This window comes from Mesorhizobium sp. M0761 (genome assembly GCF_040320205.1).
GTDB lineage: Bacteria > Pseudomonadota > Alphaproteobacteria > Rhizobiales > Rhizobiaceae > Mesorhizobium.
Genome location: NZ_JAMYPF010000010.1, coordinates 13,989 through 39,652 on the forward strand (window position 1 = coordinate 13,989; position 25,664 = coordinate 39,652).

At 63.5% G+C, this 25,664-nt stretch carries 24 protein-coding genes; 6 read left to right on the forward strand and 18 right to left on the reverse strand.

The features are described from left to right. The first annotated feature begins 65 nt into the window (after positions 1-65). Positions 66-641 carry a TMEM175 family protein gene (locus NKI32_RS17680; protein WP_023682120.1) on the forward strand — a complete coding sequence of 192 codons (576 nt, stop codon included), beginning with the start codon at positions 66-68 and terminating at the stop codon, positions 639-641. A 12-nt stretch (positions 642-653) separates the two neighbouring features. On the opposite strand, the gene NKI32_RS17685 is transcribed toward NKI32_RS17680, so the two are convergent. Beyond that, a complete protein-coding gene (locus tag NKI32_RS17685; RefSeq protein ID WP_023668298.1) occupies positions 654-935 on the reverse strand; it encodes a hypothetical protein in 282 nt (93 codons plus the stop codon). A 131-nt stretch (positions 936-1,066) separates the two neighbouring features. Between NKI32_RS17685 and NKI32_RS17690 the strand changes: the two genes are divergently transcribed. Then, positions 1,067-1,933 carry an SDR family NAD(P)-dependent oxidoreductase gene (locus NKI32_RS17690; RefSeq protein ID WP_023682121.1) on the forward strand — a complete coding sequence of 289 codons (867 nt, stop codon included), beginning with the start codon at positions 1,067-1,069 and terminating at the stop codon, positions 1,931-1,933. Positions 1,934-1,959: 26 nt separating this feature from the next. On the opposite strand, the gene NKI32_RS17695 is transcribed toward NKI32_RS17690, so the two are convergent. The 3 genes from NKI32_RS17695 to NKI32_RS17705 form a co-directional block, all read right to left on the reverse strand. After that, positions 1,960-2,391: a low affinity iron permease family protein gene (locus NKI32_RS17695; protein WP_023750938.1), complete on the reverse strand. Its 432-nt coding sequence runs from the start codon at positions 2,389-2,391 to the stop codon at positions 1,960-1,962. Positions 2,392-2,773: 382 nt separating this feature from the next. Next, positions 2,774-3,415 (reverse strand): LbetaH domain-containing protein, encoded by a 642-nt coding sequence (locus NKI32_RS17700; protein WP_023733062.1) that lies wholly within the window; start codon positions 3,413-3,415, stop codon positions 2,774-2,776. A 60-nt stretch (positions 3,416-3,475) separates the two neighbouring features. Further along, positions 3,476-3,994 carry a CreA family protein gene (locus NKI32_RS17705; RefSeq protein ID WP_023753104.1) on the reverse strand — a complete coding sequence of 173 codons (519 nt, stop codon included), beginning with the start codon at positions 3,992-3,994 and terminating at the stop codon, positions 3,476-3,478. A gap of 182 nt (positions 3,995-4,176) precedes the next feature. On the opposite strand from NKI32_RS17705, the gene NKI32_RS17710 reads away from it, so the two are divergent. The 3 genes from NKI32_RS17710 to NKI32_RS17720 all read left to right on the forward strand — a co-directional run bounded on the left by NKI32_RS17710 (position 4,177) and on the right by NKI32_RS17720 (position 7,657). Further along, a complete protein-coding gene (locus NKI32_RS17710) occupies positions 4,177-4,752 on the forward strand; it encodes an SCO family protein (protein ID WP_023697009.1) in 576 nt (191 codons plus the stop codon). A gap of 82 nt (positions 4,753-4,834) precedes the next feature. Next, entirely contained in the window at positions 4,835-5,707 is an 873-nt protein-coding gene (locus NKI32_RS17715) for a 50S ribosomal protein L11 methyltransferase (protein ID WP_023733063.1), read from the forward strand. 105 nt (positions 5,708-5,812) lie between these two features. Further along, positions 5,813-7,657, forward strand: a complete 1,845-nt coding sequence (locus NKI32_RS17720) for an aminopeptidase P family protein (protein WP_353003075.1) — start codon at positions 5,813-5,815, stop codon at positions 7,655-7,657. 155 nt (positions 7,658-7,812) lie between these two features. Here the strand turns inward: NKI32_RS17720 and NKI32_RS17725 are convergent, their stop codons facing one another. After that, on the reverse strand, positions 7,813-8,109 hold the full coding sequence (locus NKI32_RS17725; RefSeq protein ID WP_023741691.1) for an AzlD family protein: 297 nt from the start codon (positions 8,107-8,109) through the stop codon (positions 7,813-7,815). Next, entirely contained in the window at positions 8,106-8,834 is a 729-nt protein-coding gene (locus tag NKI32_RS17730) for an AzlC family ABC transporter permease (protein ID WP_352460239.1), read from the reverse strand. Before NKI32_RS17730 ends, NKI32_RS17725 begins: the two co-directional genes overlap by 4 nt. Before the next feature lie 116 nt (positions 8,835-8,950). On the opposite strand from NKI32_RS17730, the gene NKI32_RS17735 reads away from it, so the two are divergent. Continuing rightward, positions 8,951-9,709, forward strand: a complete 759-nt coding sequence (locus NKI32_RS17735; RefSeq protein ID WP_023682129.1) for an SDR family NAD(P)-dependent oxidoreductase — start codon at positions 8,951-8,953, stop codon at positions 9,707-9,709. 22 nt (positions 9,710-9,731) lie between these two features. On the opposite strand, the gene NKI32_RS17740 is transcribed toward NKI32_RS17735, so the two are convergent. The 12 genes from NKI32_RS17740 to murG form a co-directional block, all read right to left on the reverse strand. Beyond that, on the reverse strand, positions 9,732-10,424 hold the full coding sequence (locus NKI32_RS17740) for a DUF2461 domain-containing protein (RefSeq protein WP_353003076.1): 693 nt from the start codon (positions 10,422-10,424) through the stop codon (positions 9,732-9,734). Beyond that, positions 10,424-12,628 carry an NAD-dependent DNA ligase LigA gene (gene ligA, locus NKI32_RS17745; protein ID WP_353003077.1) on the reverse strand — a complete coding sequence of 735 codons (2,205 nt, stop codon included), beginning with the start codon at positions 12,626-12,628 and terminating at the stop codon, positions 10,424-10,426. The genes NKI32_RS17740 and ligA overlap by 1 nt, the downstream gene beginning before the upstream one ends. A gap of 111 nt (positions 12,629-12,739) precedes the next feature. Further along, positions 12,740-14,413 carry a DNA repair protein RecN gene (recN, locus tag NKI32_RS17750; RefSeq protein WP_352672864.1) on the reverse strand — a complete coding sequence of 558 codons (1,674 nt, stop codon included), beginning with the start codon at positions 14,411-14,413 and terminating at the stop codon, positions 12,740-12,742. Positions 14,414-14,632: 219 nt separating this feature from the next. After that, positions 14,633-15,502 (reverse strand): outer membrane protein assembly factor BamD, encoded by an 870-nt coding sequence (locus tag NKI32_RS17755; protein WP_023668284.1) that lies wholly within the window; start codon positions 15,500-15,502, stop codon positions 14,633-14,635. A 263-nt stretch (positions 15,503-15,765) separates the two neighbouring features. Further along, complete coding sequence (gene lpxC / locus NKI32_RS17760; protein ID WP_023668283.1) at positions 15,766-16,713, reverse strand: UDP-3-O-acyl-N-acetylglucosamine deacetylase; 948 nt, start codon at positions 16,711-16,713, stop codon at positions 15,766-15,768. A gap of 271 nt (positions 16,714-16,984) precedes the next feature. Further along, entirely contained in the window at positions 16,985-18,643 is a 1,659-nt protein-coding gene (gene ftsZ, locus NKI32_RS17765; RefSeq protein ID WP_023705548.1) for a cell division protein FtsZ, read from the reverse strand. Positions 18,644-18,709: 66 nt separating this feature from the next. Further along, positions 18,710-20,017: a cell division protein FtsA gene (gene ftsA / locus NKI32_RS17770; RefSeq protein ID WP_023688034.1), complete on the reverse strand. Its 1,308-nt coding sequence runs from the start codon at positions 20,015-20,017 to the stop codon at positions 18,710-18,712. Next, the gene (locus NKI32_RS17775) at positions 20,014-20,955 is read right to left on the reverse strand and encodes a cell division protein FtsQ/DivIB (protein ID WP_352672867.1); all 942 of its coding nucleotides are present in this window, start codon (positions 20,953-20,955) and stop codon (positions 20,014-20,016) included. The genes ftsA and NKI32_RS17775 overlap by 4 nt, the downstream gene beginning before the upstream one ends. Further along, the gene (locus tag NKI32_RS17780) at positions 20,943-21,869 is read right to left on the reverse strand and encodes a D-alanine--D-alanine ligase (protein WP_023668279.1); all 927 of its coding nucleotides are present in this window, start codon (positions 21,867-21,869) and stop codon (positions 20,943-20,945) included. The genes NKI32_RS17775 and NKI32_RS17780 overlap by 13 nt, the downstream gene beginning before the upstream one ends. A 302-nt stretch (positions 21,870-22,171) precedes the next feature. Beyond that, positions 22,172-23,137, reverse strand: a complete 966-nt coding sequence (gene murB, locus NKI32_RS17785) for a UDP-N-acetylmuramate dehydrogenase (protein ID WP_027050618.1) — start codon at positions 23,135-23,137, stop codon at positions 22,172-22,174. After that, positions 23,134-24,540, reverse strand: a complete 1,407-nt coding sequence (gene murC / locus NKI32_RS17790; RefSeq protein ID WP_353003078.1) for a UDP-N-acetylmuramate--L-alanine ligase — start codon at positions 24,538-24,540, stop codon at positions 23,134-23,136. The genes murB and murC overlap by 4 nt, the downstream gene beginning before the upstream one ends. After that, positions 24,540-25,664, reverse strand: coding sequence for an undecaprenyldiphospho-muramoylpentapeptide beta-N-acetylglucosaminyltransferase (gene murG, locus NKI32_RS17795; protein ID WP_023705550.1), 1,125 nt, complete (start codon positions 25,662-25,664; stop codon positions 24,540-24,542). The genes murC and murG overlap by 1 nt, the downstream gene beginning before the upstream one ends.

Consider the following 25,664-nt stretch of genomic DNA (forward strand, 5'->3'; position numbering starts at 1 on the left):
AACCTTGTCAGGATGGTCTTGCCCGAAATCCTCGCTTAACGTCTTTCCATCGAGAAGGAGAATCCATGGGAAAAGGTAGAGTCGAGGCATTCACCGATGGGGTGGTCGCCATCATCATCACCATCATGGTGCTGGAGCTGAAAGTGCCCCATGGGGAGGATTTTTCAGCGCTTCTGCCGCTGTGGCCGATCTTTTTCAGCTATGTCTTGTCGTTCATCAATGTCGGTATCTACTGGAACAATCTGCACAACATGTTCCACACCGTCCAAAGGGTCGACGGCCGCGTGCTGTGGGCCAACCTCAACCTTCTGTTCTGGTTGTCGCTGATGCCGGCGACGACGGCCTTCATGGGCGAGAACCATTTCGCGCCGGTCCCCGTCGCCGTCTATGGCATCGACCTGGTGCTGTGCGCGGTCGCCTACACCTTTCTCGCCACCAAGCTGCACCATTTGCACGGCAACGACACCGCCTTCGCCAAGGCGCTGGGCAATGACCGCAAGGGCAAGATCTCGGTGGCCCTCTACGCCGCCGCCGTCCCGCTTGCCTTCGTCAACCAATGGATCGGCGTTGCGATCTTCGTGCTGGTGGCCGCCGTCTGGTTCGTTCCGGACACGCGTTTTTCGCGGGTGCTGGAAAAGTAGCGTAGGACGCCTCTACTTGCGCATCGCCTTCAGCTTTTCGGCAACCGACGCGGCTAGGTCGGCATAGCGCTCCTCCAGCCGCTCGGCCGCCTTGATGATCGAAAAATCATGGCCGAATTTTTCCAGCGCCATGCGCAATTTCTCGACGAACTCGGCCTGTTTTTCGAGTGCCGAAAACAAGGTCTTCACCTGCGCTTCGCTTATGTCCGGATTGGCAAGCATCTGTGGCACCTCGCGGCCCATCTGGTCGCCGGTGGCGGTCTGCTCCTTCAGGATCGCAACCCAGTCGGTCAATCGGCAGTCTCCTGTTCAGCCGCAGCATGCACAGCCGCCGTTGATGCGGTCAACCCGAACACGCGGGACGGCCTTGCACGATGCGCGTCCCGCGCTAAGTTCGGCGCCACCCGAACCCTAGGAAAAAGATCATGACCTCCGACGCCGAAATCCAATCCGCTTTGCCCGCCCTCAGCCGAGGCAACGTCGCCGTCATCACCGGGGGCGCCAGCGGCATCGGGCTTGCCGCCGCCAAAAGGCTGGCGGCTATGGGCATGAGACTGGTGCTGGCCGACATTGGCGGCGCGCGCCTCGATGCGGCCCGCCAGGCAGTCGCCGCGATCGCCGGCGAGAATGCCGTGCTTGCGGTCGCCACAGACGTCTCGAAGGCCGACGAACTCGGCCGGCTGGCGGAAAAGACGCATGCCGCTTTCGGCGCCGTATCGCTGCTGATGAACAATGCCGGCGTCGGCAACAATCCGGGAAAACCGTGGGAGAACGGCGACGCCTGGAAGCGGCTGATCGACATCAATTTCTGGGGCGTCGTACATGGCGTCGAGGCCTTTGCGCCGGCCATGCTGGCCTCCGGAGAGCCGGGCCTGATCATCAACACCGGCTCCAAGCAAGGCATCACCACGCCACCCGGCAATCTCGCCTACAACGTATCCAAATCGGCATTGAAGACGTTCACCGAAGGCCTGGCGCACGCATTGCGCAACGAGCCGGGCGCGAAGGTCGCGGCGCATCTTCTCATTCCCGGCTTCACCTTCACCGGCCTCACCGAAGGAGCGGTCGAAAAACCCGCTGGCGCCTGGACCGGCGAGCAGGTGGTCGACTTCATGCTGGCTTCGCTGGCGCGCGGGGACTTCTACATCCTGTGCCCCGACAATGAGGTGATGCGGCCGACCGATGAAAAGCGCATGGCCTGGGCGATCGGCGACATCATCGAGAACCGGCCTGCTCTCTCGCGCTGGCACCCCGACCATAAGGACGCTTTCGCGGCCTTTATGGGAAACTGATCGTCGAACTCAGCCAAAGCCGAGACTCAGGCGGGCGCGCGTTTTTTCGCGGTGCGCTTTTGCGCGACGGCCTTCTTGCCCGCCAGTTCGGCGAGCTCGTGGTCATGGCGTTTTGCCGCCCGCTCGCATTTGTCTCTGATCTCCTCGACCTCGGATTCGGTCAGGTGCTCGATGCCGATGAAATGATTGTGGCCCTCGCTGACGCGGATCAGTTCGTCGAGCTTGGCCTGAACCGCGGCGCCGTCGCGGTTCTGGGTGTTCTGAATCAGGAACACCATCAGAAAGGTGATGATCGTCGTTCCCGTGTTGATGACGAGCTGCCACGTATCGGAGAAGCCGAAGAATGGCCCGCTTACCGCCCAGACGATAACGATGGCGCAACAGGCGATGAAAGTCGGCGGCAGGCCCGCCAAGTGCGAAACGGTGTTGGCGATTCTGGTAAACAGCTTTTCGATCATTCACATCCTCAACCGTTCAAAGCGCGACGAGCTGACCAAGGCCGCATTCATCGCTCCAACAATAAACAACCGGCAGCCGCTTCCGGTTCCCTGTCGCAGAGGGCATCGCTGGTGCAATTGTATGCACGCCAAAGGCGCAGCGCCGTGAAAAGCCGCCTTATCGGTTTGTTGCCATTAGTCACCATGCAGGCCAAAACCTGTTCGTTCCGCTTCACGGCGGATTTGTCTCCAAGCCCCTTCCGCTGCGCCACCCCCGCATGGCGGAAGGGGTCCGTTGCGTTGCCGCAGACCGGCGGAACTCTTCCCGACACGTGCCGTTCAGAATTTTGGCGCCAGGATTTCGGCCAGCCAGTCGATGAAACCGCGCACGCGCGGCGAGCTCTCAGGAATGCTCTTGCTCCCAACGATCGAGGAAATCCTCAATCGGCAAGGCCTGCATGTCGGGAACCGCTTTGGCGAGTTTCTCCGGCGGCCAGTCCCACCAGGCAAGGCTTTCGATCCGCGCCGCGATCTCGGAGGGAAAGCGCATGCGCAACGGCTTCGCCGGTACGCCGGCGACGATTGTGTAGGCCGGCACATCCCGCGTCACCACCGAATTGGCGCCGATGATGGCGCCATTGCCGATGCTGATCTCGGGCATGATGACGGCGCCATGGCCGATCCAGACATCATTGCCGATGCCGACCGCCTTGGCCTGCCGCCGCGCGCGGAACGCCGCGTCGACGCCCAGCCAGCGGAAATACTCGTTCGGCCGGTAGCTGAGCTTGTGCTGCGTGATCCGCTCGATCGGATGCTCCAAGGCATTGATGCGGCTGTTGGCGGCGATCGAGCAGAATTTTCCGATCGTCGTGTAGATCGCCTCGGCGTGGCGCTCGAAATAGGAGAAATCGCCGACATTGACCTCGCGCAGCACCACCCGTTCGCCGATCGAGGCATAGCGGCCAAGCTTGCACGCTTTCAGCTCCGCGGTCGAATGGATGCGCGGCTCGGGATCTTTCAGGACGAGGTTTTCGGTACGGTCCATCTGGCGGATTTACCCCCGCGCAATTGCGGAAGCAATTGTCGCGTTGCGCCCGGAGGATCGTTATTTCGGCTTGCCGCCGGTCCACACCACGTTCTGGCCGAACAGCGGCACGGTCGTCACCGACATTTTCGCCGAGCCGTCCTGCACTTGGCGCGAATGCGAGAGATAGATCAGCGTCTCGTTCTTCTTGTCGTAGATGCGGTTCACCACCTGCTTCTTCCAGATCAGGCTGATGCCTTGCTTGAACACCTCTTCGCCGCCCTCGCTCATGTCGATGTCGCCGATGGTGATCGGCCCGGTCTGGCGGCAGGAGATCGAGGAATCAGACGGATCCTCGAACCAGTTGCCCTTGTGCAGCCGGTCGATGACGCTGCGGTCGAAATAGGAGACATGGCAGGTCACGCCGTCGATCTTGGGATCCTTGATCGCCTCGACGATGATGTCGTTGCCGACCCAATCGACGCCGACCTTGCCGACTTCCTCTGCCGCTGCGGCACCGGCGCCAAGGGCAATGCATGCGGCCAGCGCGCCGCCGATCAGTTTCTGCCCAATCCGTCTCTGCCCAGTCCGTCTTTGCAAGGGAGCCTCCTCAGGTTCAGTTTGCCGGTCTCAGGTGGGATAAGGGCCAGCTGTTTGCAAGGTAGCGCCCAGCCCGGTTGCGGCAACGCGGCATCTTTGCCTTGCCCCCTGCGACCGGCTAAGACTGCCGGCAGAGAGGCGCCGATCCGGCGCTCGATGATTTCTGCTACGGACAATTCCTGATGATGCGTTCAATTCTGGTCGGCATTCTCGTTCTGATGGCGGCGGGCATCGGCTGGCTCACCTTTGACTTCTATCGCGGCCACTATGGTGGCGAACCGTATGGCGCGCCATTCACGCTGGTCGACCAGAAAGGCGCGCCAATCACCGAAGCCGCCTTCCGGGGAAAACCCAGCATCGTCTTCTTCGGCTTCACCCATTGCCCGGAAGTCTGCCCGACCACTTTGTTCGAAATGGCCGGCTGGCTGAAGACGCTGGGCGACGACGGCAAGAACCTCAACGCCTACTTCGTTACCGTCGATCCAGAGCGCGACACGCCGCCTGTGATGAACACTTACGTCAGCAATTTCTCCGACCGCATCGTCGGCATATCGGGCGATCCCGACAAGGTGCACGCCATGGCGAAGTCCTTCAACATCTACTGGAAGAAGGTCGACACCGGCGACGGCGATTATACGATGGACCACACCGCCTCGGCGCTGCTGCTCAATGCCAAGGGCGAGTTTTCGGGCACCATCGCCTATGGCGAAAGCGCCGATACCGCGATTGCCAAGCTGAAGCGGCTGGCAGCAGGCTAGGCATGATCCCTAAATGTGGAATCCGGTTTTCTCGGACAGAAAAGTGTTGTCCAGAGATCATGCTCAAGCAAGAGACCAACTGATGGGTCAGACCAGGCTCCACTTCATCGCTGGGAAGATCGAGGCCGACCGCATATTTGCCGCGCTCGAGCCGGCTTTCGAGGATGAAGGCCTGCCGATCGCCGTGCTCGAAGTCGATGAAGACCGCGACATCTATGAGGTTTCGCTCTACACCGACGGCAATGTCGACGCGGTTGAGGCGCGGCTAAAAGACAGCCTTGTGGGACTGTCCCTGTCGAAGCCGATCGAGCGCGAGGTTTTGCCCGACATCGACTGGGTGGCGCGCTCGCTGGAGGGACTGAAGCCGGTGCGCGCCGGACGTTTCTTCGTCCATGGCGCGCATGACCGCCGGAAGCGCCACAGCGGCGAACTCGCCATCGAGATCGAGGCCGGCCTTGCCTTCGGCACCGGCCATCACGGCACCACGGCCGGCTGCCTCGAAATGCTGGAACGGGTCGTGCGCCGCGAACGTCCCAGGAATGCCCTCGACCTCGGCACCGGCAGCGCGGTGCTGGCAATCGCCGTCGCCAAACTGGCGCATATTCCGGTGCTGGCGACCGACATCGATCCGATCGCCGTCAGGGTCGCCGCCGCCAATGCCCGCCTCAACCACGTCAAGGCGCTGGTTGAAACGGTGACGGCGCCCGGCTTCCACCACCCGATCTTCGGCAAGCGCGCGCCTTTCGACCTCATCGTCGCCAACATATTGGCGCGGCCGCTGATGCGGCTGGCGCCTGAGATGGCCAGGCACATCAGCCTCGGCGGCTCGATCGTGTTGTCCGGCATCCTCGAGCGCCAATGCAATGCGGTGATCTCGGCCTATGTCGGCCAGAATTTCCGGCATGTCAGGACCCTGCATCGCGAAGGCTGGGTGACGATCCACCTGAAGCACTGAGACGCAACGCGCTTTGGACCAATCCGAGCCTGTTGCGATTGGCGAAAATCGATTCCGGTTTTCCGGGTCATGCGCTACGGTCGCGCCCGATACAGGAGGCATACCATGTTCCAGACCTTCGATTCCGCAGGCGACCCGAGCGTCGGCAAGCCGCGCGTGACGTTGCTGCGGCGATGGCTGGCGGATAATGGCCTCGACGGTTTCCTGGTGCCGCGCGCGGACGAGCACCAGGGCGAATATGTCGCCGATCGCTCGGCGAGGCTGAAATGGTTGACCGGCTTCAGCGGCTCGGCCGGCGTAGCACTTGTGCAGCGTGACCGCGCCTTCATGTTCGTCGATGGCCGCTATACCTTGCAAGTGCGCCACGAGGTCGATCTCGACATTTTTGCGATCGAGAGTCTCGTCGACAACCCGCCGGCCTCCTGGATCAAGGACAATCTCGGCAAGGGCGCCACGCTTGGCTTCGACCCCTGGCTGCACACGATTGGCGACATCAAGGCGCTGAAGGCTTCGGCCGAGCAATCCGGCGCGACGCTGGTGCCGCTGGACAATAACCCGATCGACATCATCTGGAAGGATCAGCCCGAGCCGGCGGTGGCGCCGGTCGAGATCCACCCGATCGGCTTTGCCGGGGAACTCGCCAAGGACAAGCTGGCGCGGCTGGCGGCGGCAATCGGCAAGGAGGGCGCGACGCACGCCGTGCTCACCGACCCCTCCTCGATCGCCTGGGCCTTCAACATCCGTGGCGGTGACGTGCCGCACACGCCGCTGGCGCTCGGCTTTGCGATCCTCGCCGCCGACGGCAAGCATCAGCTGTTCATGGACAGCCGCAAGTTTTCGCGCACGGTCGCCGCCTATCTCACCCAACTCGCCGATCTGCACGAGCCCGGCGAATTCGAGGCGGCGGTCGCAGCCCTTGCCAAGGGCGGCGCCAAGATCGGGCTCGATCCGGTGCTGGCGGCGGAAAAGCTGAGAATGCTGGTCGAGGACAATGGCGGCGCATTTGTTTCAGCGGCCGATCCCGCCCGCATTCCGCGCGCCACCAAAAACCCAGCGGAAATCGCCGGCAGCCGCGCGGCGCACCGCCGAGACGGGGCGGCGGTGGCGAAACTGCTGTGCTGGCTGGAACGGCAGAAGCCGGGCACGCTCGACGAAATAACCGTTGTCACCAAGTTGGAGGAGGTGCGCCGGCAGACCGGCGAGGAAACGCAGATGCCGCTGCGCGACGTCTCCTTCGACACCATTTCCGGCGCCGGGCCGAACGGCGCCATCATGCACTACCGTGTGTCGCGCGCCACCAATCGCAAGCTGGCAAAGGGCGAGCTGTTCCTGCTCGATTCCGGCGCCCAGTATCAGGACGGCACCACCGACATCACCCGCACGGTGCCGATCGGCCAGCCGACCGAGGAGATGCGCGAGCGCTTCACACTGGTGCTGAAGGGCATGATCGGCATTTCCACGCTGCGCTTTCCCGCCGGCACGCGCGGCTCGGAAATCGACGCAGTGGCGCGCATGGCGCTGTGGAAGCATGGCTGCGACTTTGCCCACGGCACCGGCCACGGCGTCGGCTCCTATCTGGCGGTGCACGAAGGGCCGCAGCGCATCGCCCGCACCGGCACCGAAAAGCTGCTGGCCGGCATGATGCTGTCCAACGAGCCCGGCTATTACAAGGAAGGCTCCTACGGCATCCGCATCGAGAACCTGATCCTGGTGACACCGGCTGAACAGGTGGAGGGCGGCGACATCGCCATGCACGGTTTCGAGACGCTGACGCTGGCGCCGATCGATATCAGGCTGATCCGCACCGACCTGTTGACGCGCGAGGAGTTGCACTGGCTGGATACTTACCATGCCTGGGTGCTGGCCGAGATCGGCCCGATGCTCGACGGCGAGACGCTGGCTTGGCTGGAGAAAGCGACAGCGCCGCTGCCGCACGACGCCAAGATCTGAAATGAGCTTCTTTCTCCCCGTCACTATACGGGGAGGTGAGGAGCGGTCCGCGAAGCGGACGAAAAGCCAATTGCTTGGCTTTTCGAGTGACGAACGCCCGCCAGGGCAATGAGCGGCGGCGCCGACAGTTCGAAACTGTTCCGCGCGCAGGCGCCCTATGCCACAAACTGCCGCGCGAGGACCAGCACCACCGCCCCGGCCAGAAACATCGCCATCAGGCCGCCGCGCAGCGAGACCACAGCGGCGACGACCAGCGCCGCCCATTCCGCCGGTCCGGCGCTAAGTGCGGCGGGCGCCACCAGCGTCGTCAACACTGCGGCCGGCACGGCATTCAAACCCGCCTCGACGCGTGGATGGATGTGGTCGAAGCGCGAGATCACCAGATGGCCGCCGACGCGGGTGAGATAGGTGGCGATCGCGCCGGCAATGATGATCCACAAGGTCGCGCTCATCGTTTTGCCTCCACACCGCTATGGTGCGGCGGCAGGATGACGGCCAGAAGCACGCCTGCAATGGCGCCGATGGAGACGTGCCATGGCGATCCCACAGTTTTGTAGGCAATGATCGACGCCGCGGCGCTGGCGATCACCACCGGCAGCCACAGTGGCCGGTTGCGAAAGCCCATGACCAGCCCGAGGAAATAGATCGGCAGCAGGAAGTCGATGCCGAGCGCATGCGTGTCCGGGATCAGCTTGCCGAACACCGCGCCCAGCGCGCTCTCGATCCCCCAGAACACATAGACCGGCAGGCCAAGCCCCATGTACCAGGCAAAGCCAACGGTCTCGCCGGCTTCGGCCTTACGCTCGGCCACCGCGAATTGCGGATCGGTGAGCACGAAATAGCCCAGCGCTTGGCTGATAACCGGCCAGTGCGCGATTCGCCGGCCGATGCTGGCGGAGTAAAGCACGTGACGGAAGTTTACGGCGAAGATCGACAGCACGATCAGCCATGGCGCGACATGCTGGCCGAACAATTCGATGCCGACCATCTGGCTGGCGCCGCCGAAGATCAGCGCGCTCATCAAGAAAGCTTCGAGAACGGAAAAGCCGTTGTCGACGGCGATGGCGCCGAACAGCAGCCCAAATGGCGCCGCGGCGACAACCACCGGCATCGACAGCCGCACGCCGTCCCAGAAGTCGCTGGCCACGGAATTTTCGCTTAAGGTCTCTGCCGACATGTCACATTCCCATCTCGCGCTGCTATGTAGGAGCCGGCGTTTGAAAAGTCAGACGAATTCGCTTGAGCCAACAAATCAGCGAAACTGATGTTGTAAAAACAAATGAGGGGGTTCGGATGATCGCTTATGACTTCACCGGCAGGCACGCGGTCGTCACCGGCGCCGGTGGCGGTATGGGCGAGGCGATCTCGCTGGCGCTGCTCGATGCCGGCGCCTCGGTCACCGCCATCGACGTCAAGCCGCGTCCGGCGTCGCTTGCCGCCTATGACGACCGGCTCACCTTTGCCCAGGGCGACCTCACCGACGCCGCCTTCGTCGAGCAGACCATCAATGCCGCGGGCCGCGAGCGCGGCGGCATCGATTATCTCGCCAATGTCGCAGGCGTGCTCTGGTTCGGTCGCGACAAATCGGCCCTCGAGATGGACCTCGATGTCTGGGATCAGGTCTTCAACATCAATCTGAAATCCTTCGTCCACACCGCGCGGGCGGTGGTTCCGCATATGCGGGCCGGCGGACGCGGCGGCGCCATGGTGCACTTCTCCACCATCCAGTGGTATCGCGGCGATCCGACCCCGCAGGATGCCTACCAGGCATCGAAGGCCGGCGTCTGTGCGCTGTCGAAGTCGCTCGCCATGCAGTTGGCGGGCGATGGCATCCGCTCCAATTCGATCTGCCCGGGAATGGCGTTGACGCCGCTGCAGGCGCGCTGGGACACCGAAGAGAAACGCGCGGCCGTTGCCAATTATGCGCCGCTCGGCCGCATCGGCACGCCGCAGGACATGGCCAATGCCGCGCTATTCCTGCTTTCCGATGCGGCAAGCTACATCACCGGCATCGAACTGGCAGTCGACGGCGGTCTTTTGATGCGGATGTAGCCGTGCAGTGCGCCGGGCTGATTTAGCTCCGCGGTGCCGTGCCCTGGATCGCCCTGCCCCAGTCGAGCAACGGCTTGGCGCGCAATGTGAAATCGACAAGCTCGTCGACCAGCGCTGGCGCGTGGATGCCGGCCGGATCGATCATGTGCTGGACATAGAAGTGCCGGTTGCGGATGGCGTCGACAAGATCGGGTTCGTTGACCTGCTCGAATCCGCGCGGCGTGCGCTTCAACCGACCCTCGGTTTCGAGTTCGAAGCCGTTTTTCCTAAGGGTTGAAAGCAGTTTTCGGAACTCGGCTGGCCGGGCGATAATCGCCTTGCGCATCGCCAGCAGCAGGGGCGGCTCCGGGTTCCACCAGGCAACGTCGGCAAAGCAGCGGTCGATCCCGACATAGACGAAGAACACGCCCTGCTCCATCTTGGTGCCATCCGGTGACAGCATGGCCGACAAATGCTGGTTGTAAGGCCGTTTGTCCTTGGCGAAGCGCACGTCGCGGTTGATGCGAAACAGCGATTTCTTGCGGTCTCCGCGCAAGCCCAGACCCGCCGCCGCGAAGCGCTCCGTCAGCGTCTCGACCAGATCGCAGAACGGCTCATGCAACTCGCTGTCGTAAAGCGCGCGGTTTTCCTGGAACCATTCGCGGCTCTGGTGGAAGTCGAGCGCCTTGAGGAACGGGATGGCTTTTTGCCCGAACCCTTTGAACGAACCGGCCATCACGCCTTGCCGACCCGTTGCAGCCAGGTGTCCTCGTCGATGACTTCGACGCCGAGTTCGCTGGCCTGCTTCAGTTTGGAGCCGGCGCCCGGCCCGGCCACCAGCAGATCGGTCTTCGCCGACACCGAACCCGCCACCTTGGCGCCGAGCCGTTCGGCCATCGCCTTGGCTTCGGAGCGTGTCATCTTTTCCAGCGTGCCGGTGAAGACGATGGTCTTGCCGGCAACCTCGCTGTCGGTCGACACGGTGACGACATACGGCTTCGGCTTGACCTGTTCGAGCAGTCTGTCGAGCACGTCGTCATTGCGTTCATTGCCGAAGAAATCGCGCAACGCATCGATCACTGTATCGCCAATGCCGTTGATGGAGGGGAAGACGCTGTGCGGATCCTCAGCCGCCGCCGTTTCCTTGCCGACGCGGATCAACTCCTCGATGGTCGAAAACGTCCGGGCAAGCACGGCCGCCGTCGTTTCGCCGATATGGCGGATGCCGAGTGCGAAGATGAAGCGGTCGAGCTCCGGCTCGCGGCGCGAATCGATGGCCGCGAACAGCTTGTCGAGGCCTTCATAATTGCGGTCCTCGACACCGCGCACATTCTTGCGCGCCTTGCCCGATGCCGCCTCGCGCTGCCTGGCCTGCTCCTCGCGCCGCTCGGCCAGCGCCCTGGTGACGCCCGGGCGGCGATCCCTGAGGGTGAAGATATCGGCGGCGGTCTTGACCAGTCCCGAATTGAAGAACAGGTCGATATTCTCGGCGCCCAGACCCTCGATGTCGAGCGCGCCGCGCGACACGAAATGACGCAGCCGCTCCACAGCCTGGGCAGCGCAAATCAGCTCGCCGGTGCAGCGCCGGCGCGAATCCTCCTTGCCGGTCTTTTCGTTGATTTCGCGCGTCGCCGGCGAGCCGCAGACCGGACAAATGTGCGGGAATTCGTAAGGCACCGCATCAGCCGGCCGCTTGTCGACGACCACGCTGACGATCTGCGGAATGACATCGCCCGCCCGTTGTATGACAACCGTGTCACCGATGCGGACATCGATGCCGTCGCGAATCGGCAGGCCGTTGCTGTCGAAGCCTTTGATGTAGTCCTCATTGTGCAGCGTGACGTTTTCGACCACCACGCCGCCGACCGTGACGGGCGCCAGCCGCGCCACCGGCGCCAGCGTGCCGGTACGACCGACCTGGATATCGATCTTCTGCACCGTCGTCATCGCCTGTTCGGCCGGGAATTTGTGCGCAACGGCCCAGCGCGGCTCGCCGGTGACAAAGCCCCAGCGACGCTGCAATTCCAGCTGGTCGACCTTGTAGACGACACCGTCGATGTCGTAGCCGAGCGACGAACGCAGCTCCTCGATCTTGTGGTAGTGCGCGATCAGCTCCTCGACCGACTTCGCCCGCACCATCAGCGGGCTGACCTTGAACCCCCATTCGGCGAATTTCTGCACCGAATCATATTGGGTCGGCGCCGGATCCGCTGTCGTGTAGCCCCAGGCATAGGCAAAAAACTTAAGATTGCGGCTGGCGGTGACGGACGCATCCTTCTGTCGCAGTGAGCCGGCCGCGGTATTGCGCGGATTGACATAGTCCTGGCCGCCCACCGCCGCCGAGCGGGCCTTCAGTGCCTCGAATTCCGCATAGGTCATGTAGACTTCGCCGCGGATCTCGATGGTCTCGGGCCAGCCCGATCCTTTGAGCTTGGCGGGGATGTCGGCGATGGTCCTGAGATTGGCGGTGATGTCTTCGCCGACAGCGCCGTCGCCGCGCGTAGCACCCTGCACGAACACGCCGCGTTCATAGCGCAGCGACGCCGACAGGCCGTCGATCTTCGGCTCGGCCGTAAACGCAATGTCGAGATCCTTGTCGCGGTCGAAGAAGCGCCGGCCACGCTCGATGAAATCGGTGACGTCCTCGTCTGTATAGGCCTTGGCGAGGCTGAGCATCGGCACCGCATGGCGCACCTTGGCAAAGCCCTCCGCCGGCGCGGCGCCGACCCGCAGCGAGGGCGAATCCTCGCGCACCAGACCGGGAAAGCGCTCCTCGATGGCAAGATTGCGCCGCCGCAGCGCGTCATATTCCGCGTCCGTAATCGTCGGCGCGTCCTCGGCATGATAGCGCCTGTCATGACCGGCGATCTCCTCGGCCAGCCGCTGGAGCTCATCCGCGGCTTCGCTTTCGCTCAACGATTCGACTGGTTTTTCAGACATGCAGCGGTCCCTGGACAGTGGCGCGACACCATAAATCAGGATTTCGGAAAAAGCATTCCTGAACAGCGGGATGGAGCCATATCCTGACTCAGTCCGAAAGCCTTGCGACGACTACGCTGCAGCAATATTTTCGCGCAGCAGCCGTTCGGCGGCTGCGCGCGCCTCTTCGGTGATGGTGGCGCCGGCCAGCATGCGTGCAATCTCTTCCTGGCGCGCGGCCCGGTCCATTTCGGCGATACCGGTAGCGACCCTGTCCGAGCCGCCGGATTTGGAAATCAGGAAATGCGTCGCAGCACGTGCCGCCACTTGCGGAGCATGCGTGACCGACAGCACCTGCACGCGCTTCGACAGCCTGGCCAGCCTTTGGCCGATCGCATCGGCCACGGCGCCGCCGACCCCGGTGTCGATCTCGTCGAAGACCAATGTCGGCGCCGAGCCACGGTCGGCCAGCGCCACCTTGAGCGCCAGCAGGAAGCGCGACAGCTCGCCGCCCGAGGCGACCTTCATCATCGGCCCAGGCCTGGTGCCGGGATTGGTGCGCACCCAGAACTCGACCTGGTCGATGCCTTCTTCCATGCGGTTCTCGCCATCGCTGGCCAGTTCGACGATGAACTCAGCCCGTTCCAGCTTCAGCGCCGGCAATTCGGCCATCACAGCCTTGGTCAGGCCGACCGCGGCGGCGTGGCGAAGCGAGGACAGCTGGGCTGCGGAGATATCGTAGGCCTCGCGCGCCGCCGCGGCCTGCTTTTCCAGGACATGCAGGCGCCCCTCGCCGGCATCGAGATCGGCAAGGTCGGCCAACATGGTGTCGCGCAGTTGCGCCAGATCGTCGACAGCGACACTGTGCTTGCGTGACGCCGCGCGCAACGAAAACAGCCGCTCTTCCGCCTTCTCCAGCCGCTGCGGGTCGTATTCGGTGGCGCGCAATGCCGCCTCGACGCCCGATTGCGCGGCATCCAGCGACAGCATCGCCTCATCCAGCGACTTCACCACATCCTCGAGCAGGCCCGGCGCTTCGCTGGCCTTGCGCTGCAGGCGCCTGAGCAAACTGGCCAGTTGCGGCAGTGGCGAGGACGGGCCTGACAGCACATCCTGCGCATCGTGTATTTCCGAGGCGATCTTTTCGGCCCGCATCATCGTGGCGCGCAATTCGGCCAGTTGCGTCTCTTCGCCGGGCTGCGGATCGAGCTTTGCCAGTTCCGCCACCGAGGCCCTGAGATAATCGGCCTCGCGCGCCGCTGCCTCGACCTTGGCGCGGTGCCTGGCAAACTCCTGCTCGGCGCCGCGCCAGTAGCGCCACGCCTCGCCGGTCGCGCGGGCGGCGCCGAGATGGCCGCCAAAACTGTCCAGCAATTCGCGATGGGCGCCGGGATCGACCAGAGCGCGCTCGTCATGCTGGCCGTGGATCTCGACCAGCGCGTGGCCTATGTCGCGCATCAGGGTGACGCTGGATGGCTGGTCGTTGACGAAGACACGGGTGCGGCCATCCGCGGTCTGCAGCCGGCGTAGGATGATGTCGCCGTCATCCTCGATGGCGTTTTCGGCCAGCAGCGCGCGCACCGGGTGGTTGCGCGGCACATCGAAGACGGCAATGACCTGGCCCTGGGCAGCTCCGTGGCGCACCAGCGAGGCGTCGCCGCGCGCGCCAAGCGCCAGCGACAGCGCGTCGAGAAGGATGGATTTGCCGGCGCCGGTTTCACCGGTCAGCACGGAAAGGCCGGGCTGGAAGTCGATATCCAGCTTCTCGATCAGGACGATATCGCGGATCGACAGTCTGGAAAGCATCAGAACCTGGACCTCAAGCAATTCCAGGAAAAGTGCGTAGCGGTTTTCCGTCCGGAATTGCGTACAACAAAAAGTTAGGACGGTTCAGCGCCTCAATTAAACCACTGAACCGCTGGTGAAGCGGCTTGCGACCGATGGAGTCGCAGCGCCGCACTATCTTTTTGTTTGAGCGTCGGATCAATCCGAAAAGCGCGTTCCGCCTCAGTCGATGCTCGGGCGTCAGGCGCCGGTGATCAGCTTGCCGGCCTTGGATATCCACGATCCGGCATTCTCGCGCGGCTCAAGCCCGTTGCTCTGCAACAGCTTGTAGGTATCCTTGTACCATTGGCTGTCGGGATAATTGGTGCCGAGCACCGCAGCGGCGGTTTGCGCTTCCGAGGTCAAGCCCATCGCGTAGTAGCTTTCGGCCAGACGCGCCAGCGCCTCTTCGACATGGCGGGTGTTGGAATAGTTCTCGACCACGTTGCGGAAGCGCTTGACGGCAGCAATGTATTCGCGCCGCTCGAGATAATAGCGGCCGATCTGCATCTCTTTGCCGGCCAGCTGGTCGTTGGCGAAACGGATCTTTTCCTTGGCGTCGTCGACATATTCCGACGTCGGCCAGCGCGTCACCAGATCCTGCATCGTCTGCACGGTCTGGCGTGCTTCCTTCTGATCTTGGGTGACGTCCTTGATCTGCTTGTAGTAGCTCAGCCCGATAATATACTGGGCGTAAGCCGCGTCGTCGGTCGACGGATAGAGCGTGAGATAGCGCTTGGCCGAGCCGATCGCTTCGTCATAACGGCCGGCGCGATAGTCGGCGAAGGCGCCCATCACCATCGATTTGCGGGCGAATTCCGAATAGGGGTGCTGGCGGTCGACGGCGTCGAACTTCTTGCTCGCCTCATCCAGGCGGCCGGCATTGAGATTGGCAAGGCCTTGATTGTAAAGGACGTCGGCCGGTTCGGTCTGGTCGACATAGGTCGACAGGTCGACGTCTTTCTCGGACGACATGCAGGCCGAGAGGAAGAGCGATGGCACAACCACCGAAAGCGCCAGGAAAACAGCCCGATACGGCGCTTTCGATTGACCAACTCGCTTGAAGAACATGATTGGATTGCGCCCTTTCGGCGTTAGTTCAATGCCTTTCGCATGGCGTTCCCTCAAAACTGATCCCCACTTTTGAGCGACATGCGCCTAACAGACGGCAGCAGCCATAAACCATAACTGCCTTGCCCAGCAACGCTATGTCTAGCCAATCGCACATTTTTGTGGCGGCTTGGTGTTGCCCCGAATGCTACGCACTTTCACTGGCCGGTGATGCTTTCGTGCAACACCGGCCAGCGTTCAGAAAGCCAGAAAATCGTTAAGAATCAGATCACCCAGGGCGCAAAGACAGGGCCGGTGACGGCGCTCATCTCGGCGGTGCGGCCGCGCTCGCGGCGCGTGGTCTCGACGACCTCGAAGGCCGAACGGTCGGACAGAAGCCGCCGCAAAGCAGCCGCATTCATCCGGTGACCGCCGCGATAGGAGCGGAAGCAACCGATGAAACGGGCGCCGGCCAGCGCCAGATCGCCCATCGCGTCCATCGTCTTGTGGCGAGCGAACTCATTGGGGTAGCGCAGGCCGCCCATGTTGATCACCCGGTTGTCGTCGCCGATCACCAGCGAGTTCTCCAGCGAGGAGCCCAGCGCATAGCCGGCCGCCCACAGCCGCTCGACATCCTTCATGAAGCCGAAGGTGCGGGCGCGCGCGATATCCTGGCGAAAGATGTCGGGGTTGATGTCGGAGGCGAATAGCTGGCGGCCGATCGCCGGGCTTTCGAAATCGATCTCGACCTCGAAGCGCGTGCCGCTATAGGGCCTGAACTCGGCCCAGGACGCGCCATTCTCGATGCGGACGGGCTTGACCACCCTGATGTAGCGGCGCTTGACCGCCAGCGTCTCGATGCCGGCTTGGTCGATGGCTTCCACGAACGCCACCGCACTGCCATCGAGGATCGGAACCTCATGACCGTCGATCTCGATGACGATGTTGTCGATGCCGAGCCCGAAAAGCGTCGCCATCAGATGTTCGACGGTGGCGATATGCTCGCCTGCCGGATCGCCGAGCATGGTGCAGAGATCGGTCGCGCCGACTTCAGCAACCAGCGCGCGGAACTCGCGGCTCTCGCTTCCGTTCGAAAGGTGGAAGAGCACGCCGGTGTCGGCGTCCGCAGGGAGGAAATTGACGGTGACCGGTTTGCCGCTGTGAACGCCGGTACCGGTCAGCGTTGCACGCGATTTCAGTGTCGTCTGATAGTCTTGCAAGACAAACCCCATAGCCCAAACGCCTAAGTCCGCTTTAACCCAAAAGGCGCGGCTCTTTTTTATCGGCAGGCAGGGCCACTTCCCCGAATCCCAGCACACCGAAAGTGCTGCGGCAAAGATAATGGTCTGTCAGGGAGACTCCAAATCACGGTTTCTTACTCTGTGTAACCGCGACAGACCTTGAGCGTCACATCGTAACGCCTTGTTATTAAACCACTTTAAACGTTAACAGGCAGACAATCTCTCGTCTGCCTGTTAACAAGTGTTACATACCGTTAACGGCTCAGTTGGCCTGGCGGCGCAGGAAAGCCGGTATCTCCAGCTGGTCGTCTTCCTGGGTCGACCTGGTCTGCGGCGTCAACCGGCCCTGATCGTCGAGCTGGCCGCGGCGCGGCGCGTAAAGCTGCGGATCCTGGCTGGCAAGGCGGCGCATTTCCGGCGCCGCCTGGCGCAGTTTCGGTTCGCGCGGCTGTGCCGGCTGCAACCGGGCCGGCTCTTCTTCGCGGCGCGTCAGCCCGTTGGTCAGCCGCTTGAGCAGCCCCATCGGCCCGCTGTTTTCATGGTCGGCCGGACGGCCCTTGGCTTCCACCTCGGCCCGCACCACCGGCGGAAAATCCTCCACCCGCGGCATGCGCTGCGGTGCGGCAGCCACCGGCTGCGGCATTTCCCGCATCGGCGCCGGTTGCATCACCTGCTGCACGACAGGCTGCGGCTGGGCAGGCGGGGCCTGGAAGATCTTGCTCTGCGGGCGGAAATCTTCCGCCTGGGCCATCGGCGCCGGACGAGCCATTGCCGCCGCATTGGCCTCGGCAAGCTGGATCGCCTCGGCCACCGGATCGGCCGCGCGCTGCTCATAGGTCTGCTGCTGGACCGGTGCCGGACGGCCTTCCGCCCCCGGAGCCGCTGGGCGGCTGACCGGCTTCTGCTGCGGCGGCACGGCCCGGATCGAGATCGGCGCCGCGGCAATTTCAGCTGCCGATTTGTCGATGCCGGTGGCGACCACCGAGACGCGGATGACGCCTTCGAGTTCCTCGTCGAAGGTGGCGCCGAGGATGATGTTGGCGTCCTGATCGACTTCCTCGCGGATGCGGGTCGCGGCCTCGTCGACTTCGAACAGGGTTAGGTCGCGGCCGCCGGTGATCGAGATCAGCAGGCCCTTGGCGCCCCTCATTGAGGTCTCGTCGAGCAACGGATTGGCGATCGCCGCCTCCGCGGCGGCCATCGCGCGGCCCTCGCCCGAAGCTTCGCCGGTGCCCATCATCGCCTTGCCCATTTCGCGCATCACCGAACGCACGTCGGCGAAGTCGAGATTGATCAGACCTTCCTTGACCATCAGGTCGGTGATGCAGGCAACACCGGAGTAGAGCACCTGGTCGGCCATGGCGAAGGCGTCGGCAAAGGTGGTCTTGTCATTGGCCAGCCGGAACAGGTTCTGGTTGGGGATGACGATCAGGGTATCGACACATTTCTGCAGCTCCTCGATGCCGAGATCCGCCGTCTTCATGCGGCGCTGGCCTTCGAAATGGAACGGCTTGGTGACGACGCCGACGGTGAGGATACCCCGTTCGCGCGCCGCGCGGGCAACCACGGGAGCCGCACCGGTTCCGGTGCCGCCCCCCATACCGGCGGTGACGAAGCACATATGGGTGTTGGAGAGATGATCGATGATCTCATCGATGCACTCTTCCGCCGCCGCACGGCCCACTTCAGGCTGCGAGCCGGCGCCGAGCCCCTCGGTGACATGCGCGCCGAGCTGGATCAGCCGCTCGGCCTTCGACATGGTCAGCGCCTGTGCATCGGTGTTGGCCACGACGAACTCGACACCGCGCAAGCCCGCGGTGATCATGTTGTTGACGGCATTGCCGCCGCCGCCGCCGACACCGAATACGGTGATCCGCGGCTTGAGCTCGGTGATGTCCGGCTTTTGCAGATTGATCGTCATTGTCTCCGTCCTTTGCCTTTCCCGCCGCTTCGCCGCCGCGGCCGCCTATGGGGCTGTCCCCGTCAATTAGAAACTGTCTCTCAACCACTGACTCATGCGATGCAGTTTTCCGCCCGTCCCGGTCATCCTGAGACCGGAAATTCCTTTCGCCGGATGGCTCTCGAAGCTCGCCATCTGCGGGTAGATCAGCAGCCCGACCGCCGTCGAGAAAGCCGGCCCCTTGGCAGCTTCCGGCAGGCCCGCCACGCCGAGCGGGCGTCCGATGCGCACATTGCGTCCCAGAATGCGGCGCGCCGCCTCGGGGAGACCCGCAAGCTGGCTGGCGCCGCCGGTCAGCACGACGCGTTTTCCCACGGCATTGCCGTAGCCCGACTTGTTCAGCCGGTCGCGCAACAGTTCCAGCGTCTCGTCGATGCGGGCGCGGATGACGCGCGTCATCACCGAGCGCGGGATCTGCAGCGGCATCTCGCCGTCTTCGCCGATCGGCTGGATCGAGACCAGGTCGCGATCGTCGGCACTGCCAGGCAGCGCCGAACCATGCATCACCTTCAGCCGCTCCGCGGCGTCGAGCGAGGTCGACAGGCCCTTGGCCATATCGAGCGTCACATGATTGCCGCCGATGGCAATGGCATCGGCGTGGACGAATTTGCCTTCCGAAAACACCGAGATGGTCGTCGTGCCGCCGCCCATGTCGATGCAGGCCGCACCCATTTCCAGTTCGTCGTCGACCAGGGCCGCAAGCCCGCTGGCATAGGGCGTCGCCACCATGCGCTCGACCGACAGATGCGAGCGGTTGATGCAGAGCTCCAGATTGCGCAGCGGTGCGGCATCGCCCGTCAGCACATGCATGTCGACGCCGAGCTGGTCGCCGACCATGCCGCGCGGATCGCGCACGCCGCGCTCGGCGTCCAGCGAAAAGCCGACGGGCAGCGAATGGATCACGTCGCGTTCGGCCTTGAGCGCCTGCTTGGCGCCGGCGGCAAGCACGCGCTTGATGTCGGCTTCGTCGGCCTGATGGCCACCGAGATTGATGGTGGCCGAATAGGTTTCGCTCTTCAGCCGGCCGGCCGTCATGTTGACGATCAGCGAATCCACGGTCAGTCCCGCCATGCGTTCGGCTGCGTCGACGGACAGGCGAATGGCGTGCTCCGCGCGGTCGAGATCGACGACCACGCCCGACTTCACGCCTTGCGATTTCTGGTGGCCGATGCCGATCACCTGGATGCGGTGCGAGCGGCCGCGCAACAGCTTGCCGTCCTCGCGCGGCTTCAGTTTCGCCACCACGCAGCAAACCTTGCTTGAGCCGACATCCAGCACGGTGAGCGTGCCGGAACGCCGCGAAGAGGCATCGCTGTTGCCGCCAAGCCAGCTCATATCTTCGTCCCCGACTTGCGCTTCAGATTTTGCGGCTTTTCATTGAGCGCGGCCTGGCGCTGCGTCGCCGCTTCCGGCGTCAGCTGCACCACCAGGCGATCGGAGATGCGCATGTCGACGGCGGCGATGTCCCGCGTCAGAAGCCCGCTGTCGTGGTCCATCCGAACCAGGTCGGCAATCGCCTGATCCTCGCCATTCTCGGGCAGCTTGATCGTGATGCCGTTTTCCAGCTTCAGGTCCCAGCGCCGTTCGCCGATGCGGACATAGCCTTTGACCCGAGCCGCGAGCTCGGGAAATTTCTTGATCTTGGCCACGAAGTCGGGCGCCTTGGCCGGTGCGCCGGTGCCGATGATCAGCGGCAGCAGCGCCTGCTTGCCGCCCGAGAACGGCGCAATCACCGCGCCGGAGCGCTCGATGACCGAAAGCTCCGAGCCCTGCTGCCAGAGCGCGAACGGCTCGCGCTCCTCGACACGCACTTCCAGCGTATGTGGATAGACCTTGCGCACCGCCGCCACTTCGACCCAGGGCAAGGTATCAATACGTTCACGCGCGGCCTCAGCATCGAAGCCGATCAGTGACGTCCAGCCGTCGAGATCGAGCCGGTCCAGTATGTCGATCTCCGAAGTCTGGCGGTTGCCGACCACCTTGATCTGGTCGACGGCAAAGCCGGTCCGGGCGGTGATGCTCTGGACGATGTCGTCGGCATGACCGCCGAGAATGGCGCCATAGAGGCTGCTTGATGCAATGAGCGAAGCCGACAGGATGGCCGCGGAAAAGCGCGGCGCGACGAAGTCGCCGCCGCCCAGGCGCGCCAGCACGCGCACCGGCCGGCGCAGCACGCGCGGCAGCACGAAATGGTCGAACGACAACGGCATGCCGAACAGCGCCGGCCCGGCGCCGCCCCTGCCCTTGTCCTGTCCCCATTTCAACGCAGACACGAAGCGTCCTCCACCATCCAACTCAACAATTCGCCAAACGAGTGCCCGGCCTGGGCGGCGATTTCAGGCACCAAAGACGTCGGCGTCATGCCCGGCTGAGTGTTGATCTCGAGCCAGACAATCTCGCCGTTCTCGGAGTGACGGTCGTCATAGCGGAAGTCCGATCGGGAAACGCCCCGGCAGCCGATAGCCAGATGTGCCTTGAGTGCCAGTGTCTGTATTTTTTGGTAAATATTTGATGAAATTTTAGCAGGGATTTCGTGTTTTGATCCGCCGGCGACGTATTTTGAATCATAGTCGTAGAAGGAATGGCCGGTCGGAATGATCTCGCAGACGCCGAGCGCCACGTCGCCCATGACGGCGCAGGTCAGCTCGCGCCCATGGATGTAGCGCTCGACCATGACGGTCTCGCCATATTTCCATTCGGACGAGCCGATGACCTGCGGCGGATGCGACTGCCCTTCATGCACGATGACGACGCCGAAGCTTGAGCCTTCATTGACCGGCTTGACCACGTAGGGCGGCTTCATCGGATGCTTGTTCTGGATGGCAAAGCGGCTGGCAACCTTCGATTCCGCCACCGCGATGCCGGCAGCCTTGGCGACCTTCTTGGCTTGCTCCTTGTTCATGGCGAGCGCCGAGGCGAGCACGCCCGAATGGGTGTAGGGAATGGCCAGATATTCGAGGATGCCCTGGATGGTGCCGTCTTCACCGAACGGGCCGTGCAGTGCGTTGAAGACGACATCAGGCTTGAGTTCGGTGAGCACGGCGCCGACATCGCGCGCAACATCGACGCGGGTAACCTGGTAGCCTTCATTCTCAAGCGCATCCGCACACGCCTTTCCCGAAGACAGAGACACGGGCCGCTCGGACGAGAATCCGCCCAGGAGGACAGCCACATGCTTGTTCTTCATATCCCGTCATCCCTCTCACGGCGGGCCCGCAACCACGCATTCAGCGACCAGATTGAGTCCGAGTCTCCCGGCAGGTTGCCCCCCAGACGGAAAACGCGGTCGACGCGTCGAACGACTCAAATCAGGAAACGCTTTAAGGCAGAGAATCAGAGAGTTGATTCGCTGGCAAGTGCTTATGATTCCGACAGATTCACTTTCCGCGAAAACGGCCGGAAAAAGCGTGTTGTGAGTCTTTAGAGCAACGGTGGCGCTGTTGTTTCAGACCGTTTGAAGTTCAAGCATCACATGAACTTCAGCTTGCGCTAAAGAAGCTGTCCGAGGAATTCCTGCACGGCATGGCCGGGGCGGAAATTGCCGAGCCGCTTGATTTCCCACTGCAGGCGGATGCCTGAATTTTCAAGCACGCGGGCGCGCACCGTCTCGCCGAGATATTCGAGGTCGTATCCGGTCGCTGTTCCGGTGTTGATCATGAAGTTGCAGTGCATCGGCGACATCTGTGCGCCGCCGATCATCAGCCCGCGGCAGCCGGCCTTGTCGATTTCCTTCCAGGCCGAGGTGCCTTCCGGATTCTTGAAGGTCGAGCCGCCGGTCTTCTCGCGGATCGGCTGCACCGTCTCGCGATGCGTCTGGACGGCGTCCATGGCCGCCTTGATCGCCTCCTGGTCTTCCAGAACACCTTCGAAAACGGCGGAGGTGAAGATCAGCCCGGCAGGTGCGGCCGAGTGACGATAGGCATAGCCCATGTCTTCATTGCTGAGGGTGTGGAGATTGCCCTTGCGGTCGAGCGCCCGAACCTCGACGACACGTTCCCGCGTCTCGACGCCATTGGCGCCGGCATTCATCCTCAGCGCCCCGCCGATGGCGCCGGGAATGCCGTGATAGAAATGAAAGCCGCCAATACCGGCCTCATAAGCGACGGCCGCGACGCGCTTGTCGGGCGTCGCAGCACCGGCCTTGATGACGGTCGGCGAAACCACCTCGGCTTCGCCAAAGCCCTTGGCCGAAAGCCGGATGACGAAACCCGGAATGCCGCCGTCGCGCACCAGGAGGTTGGAGCCGACACCGACGATGGTGAGCGGGATGTCCTCCGGCACGGCGCGCAGGAAGGCAGCCAGATCCTCCTCGTCGGCCGGCTGGAACAGGGCGTCCGCCAGACCGCCGGCGCGGAACCAGGTGATCTTGTCCATCTCGGCATTGGGCGTGATGCGGCCGCGCAGGCCGGCAAGCCGGTCGCCAAGTTTGTCGAGCAGGTCCTGGCCGCGCATCATGAGACGGTACCGCCGAGTTCCCCAGGCAGCGCATAGGCCCATTGGGTGATGTTGCCGGCGCCCAGGAAGATGACGAAGTCGCCCGGTTTCGCCAACGCGCGGATGACGGGCGAAATCGCGGCAGGGGTTTCGACGTAGCGCGCATCGCGATGGCCCCCGGAGCGGATGCGCGACACCAGCGCCTCCGAGGTCACGCCGTCGATCGGCTCCTCGCCCGCCGCATAGACCGGCGCCACCATCACCGTGTCGGCATCGTTGAAACAGACCGAAAACTCGTCGAACAGATCGTGCAGCCGGGTGAAGCGGTGCGGCTGCGCAATGGCGATGACGCGGCCCTTGGTGGCGCTGCGCGCCGCTTTCAACACCGCCGTGATCTCGACCGGGTGGTGGCCGTAATCGTCGAAGATGTCGACGCCGTTCCACGAGCCGGTGTGGGTGAAGCGCCGCTTGACGCCGGCAAAGGACGACAGCCCTTTCTTGATCGCTTCGGCCGATAGGCCGAGTTCATGCGCGACCGCAATTGCGGCGGTGGCGTTGGAGACGTTGTGGCGGCCGGGCATCGGCAGCCGCAGATCCGATATCGTCGTCTGGCCGCCGGTCTTGCGGTCGCGGATCACCACGTCGAATGCCGAGACGGCACCGGCCATCCGGTGGTTGGTGAAACGCACATCGGCCTGCGCGTTCTCGCCATAGGTGATGACGCGGCGGTCCTCGATGCGGCTGACCAGCGCCTGTACTTCCGGATGGTCGGTGCACATCACGCCAAAACCGTAGAACGGCACGTTCTCGACGAATTGCCGGAACGCCTCGCGCACCTTGTCGAAACTGCCATAATGGTCCAGATGCTCGGGATCGATGTTTGTGACGATGGCGATCTCGGCCGGCAGCTTGAGGAAGGTGCCGTCGCTTTCGTCGGCTTCGACCACCATCCACTCGCCATCGCCCATACGGGCATTGGTGCCATAGGCATTGATGATGCCGCCATTGATCACCGTCGGGTCGAGCCCGCCGGCATCGAGCAGCGTCGCCACCATCGACGTGGTTGTGGTCTTGCCATGCGTGCCACCGATCGCGACCGCCTGGCGGAAGCGCATCAGTTCGGCCAGCATCTCGGCCCGGCGCACGATCGGCAGCAGTTTTTCGCGCGCGGCCTTCAGCTCGGGATTGGATTTCTTGATCGCGGTGGAGACGACCACCACTTCGGCCGCGCCGATATTCTCGGCCTTGTGGCCGACAAAGCATTCGATGCCCTTGTCGCGCAGCCGCTGGACATTGGCGCTGTCGGCCTGGTCCGAACCCTGCACCTTGTAGCCGAGATTGTGCAGAACCTCGGCGATGCCGCTCATGCCGATGCCGCCAATGCCGATGAAATGCACAAGGCCGATGGTCTGCGGCATCTTCATCAATGCGTCCCTTTCCTGAAATCCGAAACGGTTTTTCTGGACGCAATAGCCTCTGTGAGATCAGCGAGCAACCGTGCCGCGTTCGGCCGGCCAGCCGACTTCGCTCCGGCAGCCATGGCCGTCAGCCGCTCGGGAGTGTCCATCAGCCCGCCAATGAGAGCCGCGATGCGCTCCGGCGACAGTGACGATTGCGGATGCACCTCGCCGCCGCCCGCCGCGGCAAGGGCGGCTGCGTTCGCCGCCTGATCGTGATCCAGCGCATAGGGATAAGGCACCAGCAGCGCCGGCCGGCCGATGACGGCGATCTCCGAAACCGTCGAGGCGCCGGAGCGCGAGATCACCAGATGCGCCGCGCCCATGCGCTGTGCCATGTCGGTGAAGAAGGGCGAGACCTCGACATGGACGCCGAGTGCCGCATAGCCGGCCTTCACCCGCGCCACGTCGTCGGCGCGGGCCTGCTGGGTGATCACCAGCCGCTTGCGCTGCGCCTCCGGCAGAAGTGCGATCGCCGTCGGCATGGCGTCGGAAAAGAACTGCGCGCCCTGGCTGCCGCCGAACACCAGGAGCCTGAACGGATCCGCCCCTTTGGATGCGGTGTAGGGCGTCTTGGCCGCCTCCAGGATTGGCGGCCTGACCGGATTGCCTGTCGTCACCGTCTTGGCGCCTGTGGCACTTTCATCTTGCGGCAGGAAGCCGCCGGCAATCGCATCGACACGCCCGGACAGCGCCCGGTTGGCGCGGCCCATCACTGCGTTCTGCTCATGGATCAGCGTCGGCAGCTTGCGCCGCGTCGCGGCATAGAGCGGTGGCAAGGTCGGATAACCGCCAAAGCCGACGACCGCATCAGGCTTGATCCTGGCGATGACGGCAGAGGCCTGGCGCACGCCGCGCCAGATCTTCCAGAACGCTCCGAGCAGAGCGGCGGGGTTTTTCGAGCCCATCGTCGCCGACTGGATCGGATGGATGGCGGCGGCCGGGAAATGGCCGGCAAAGCGCTCGGCGCGGTCGTCCGTCGCCAGATGCACGCCCCAGCCGCGCTCGATCAGCTCATGCGCCAGCGCCTCGGCCGGAAACAGATGTCCGCCGGTTCCGCCAGCCGCGAGAAGGATGACACCCCGCGCCAT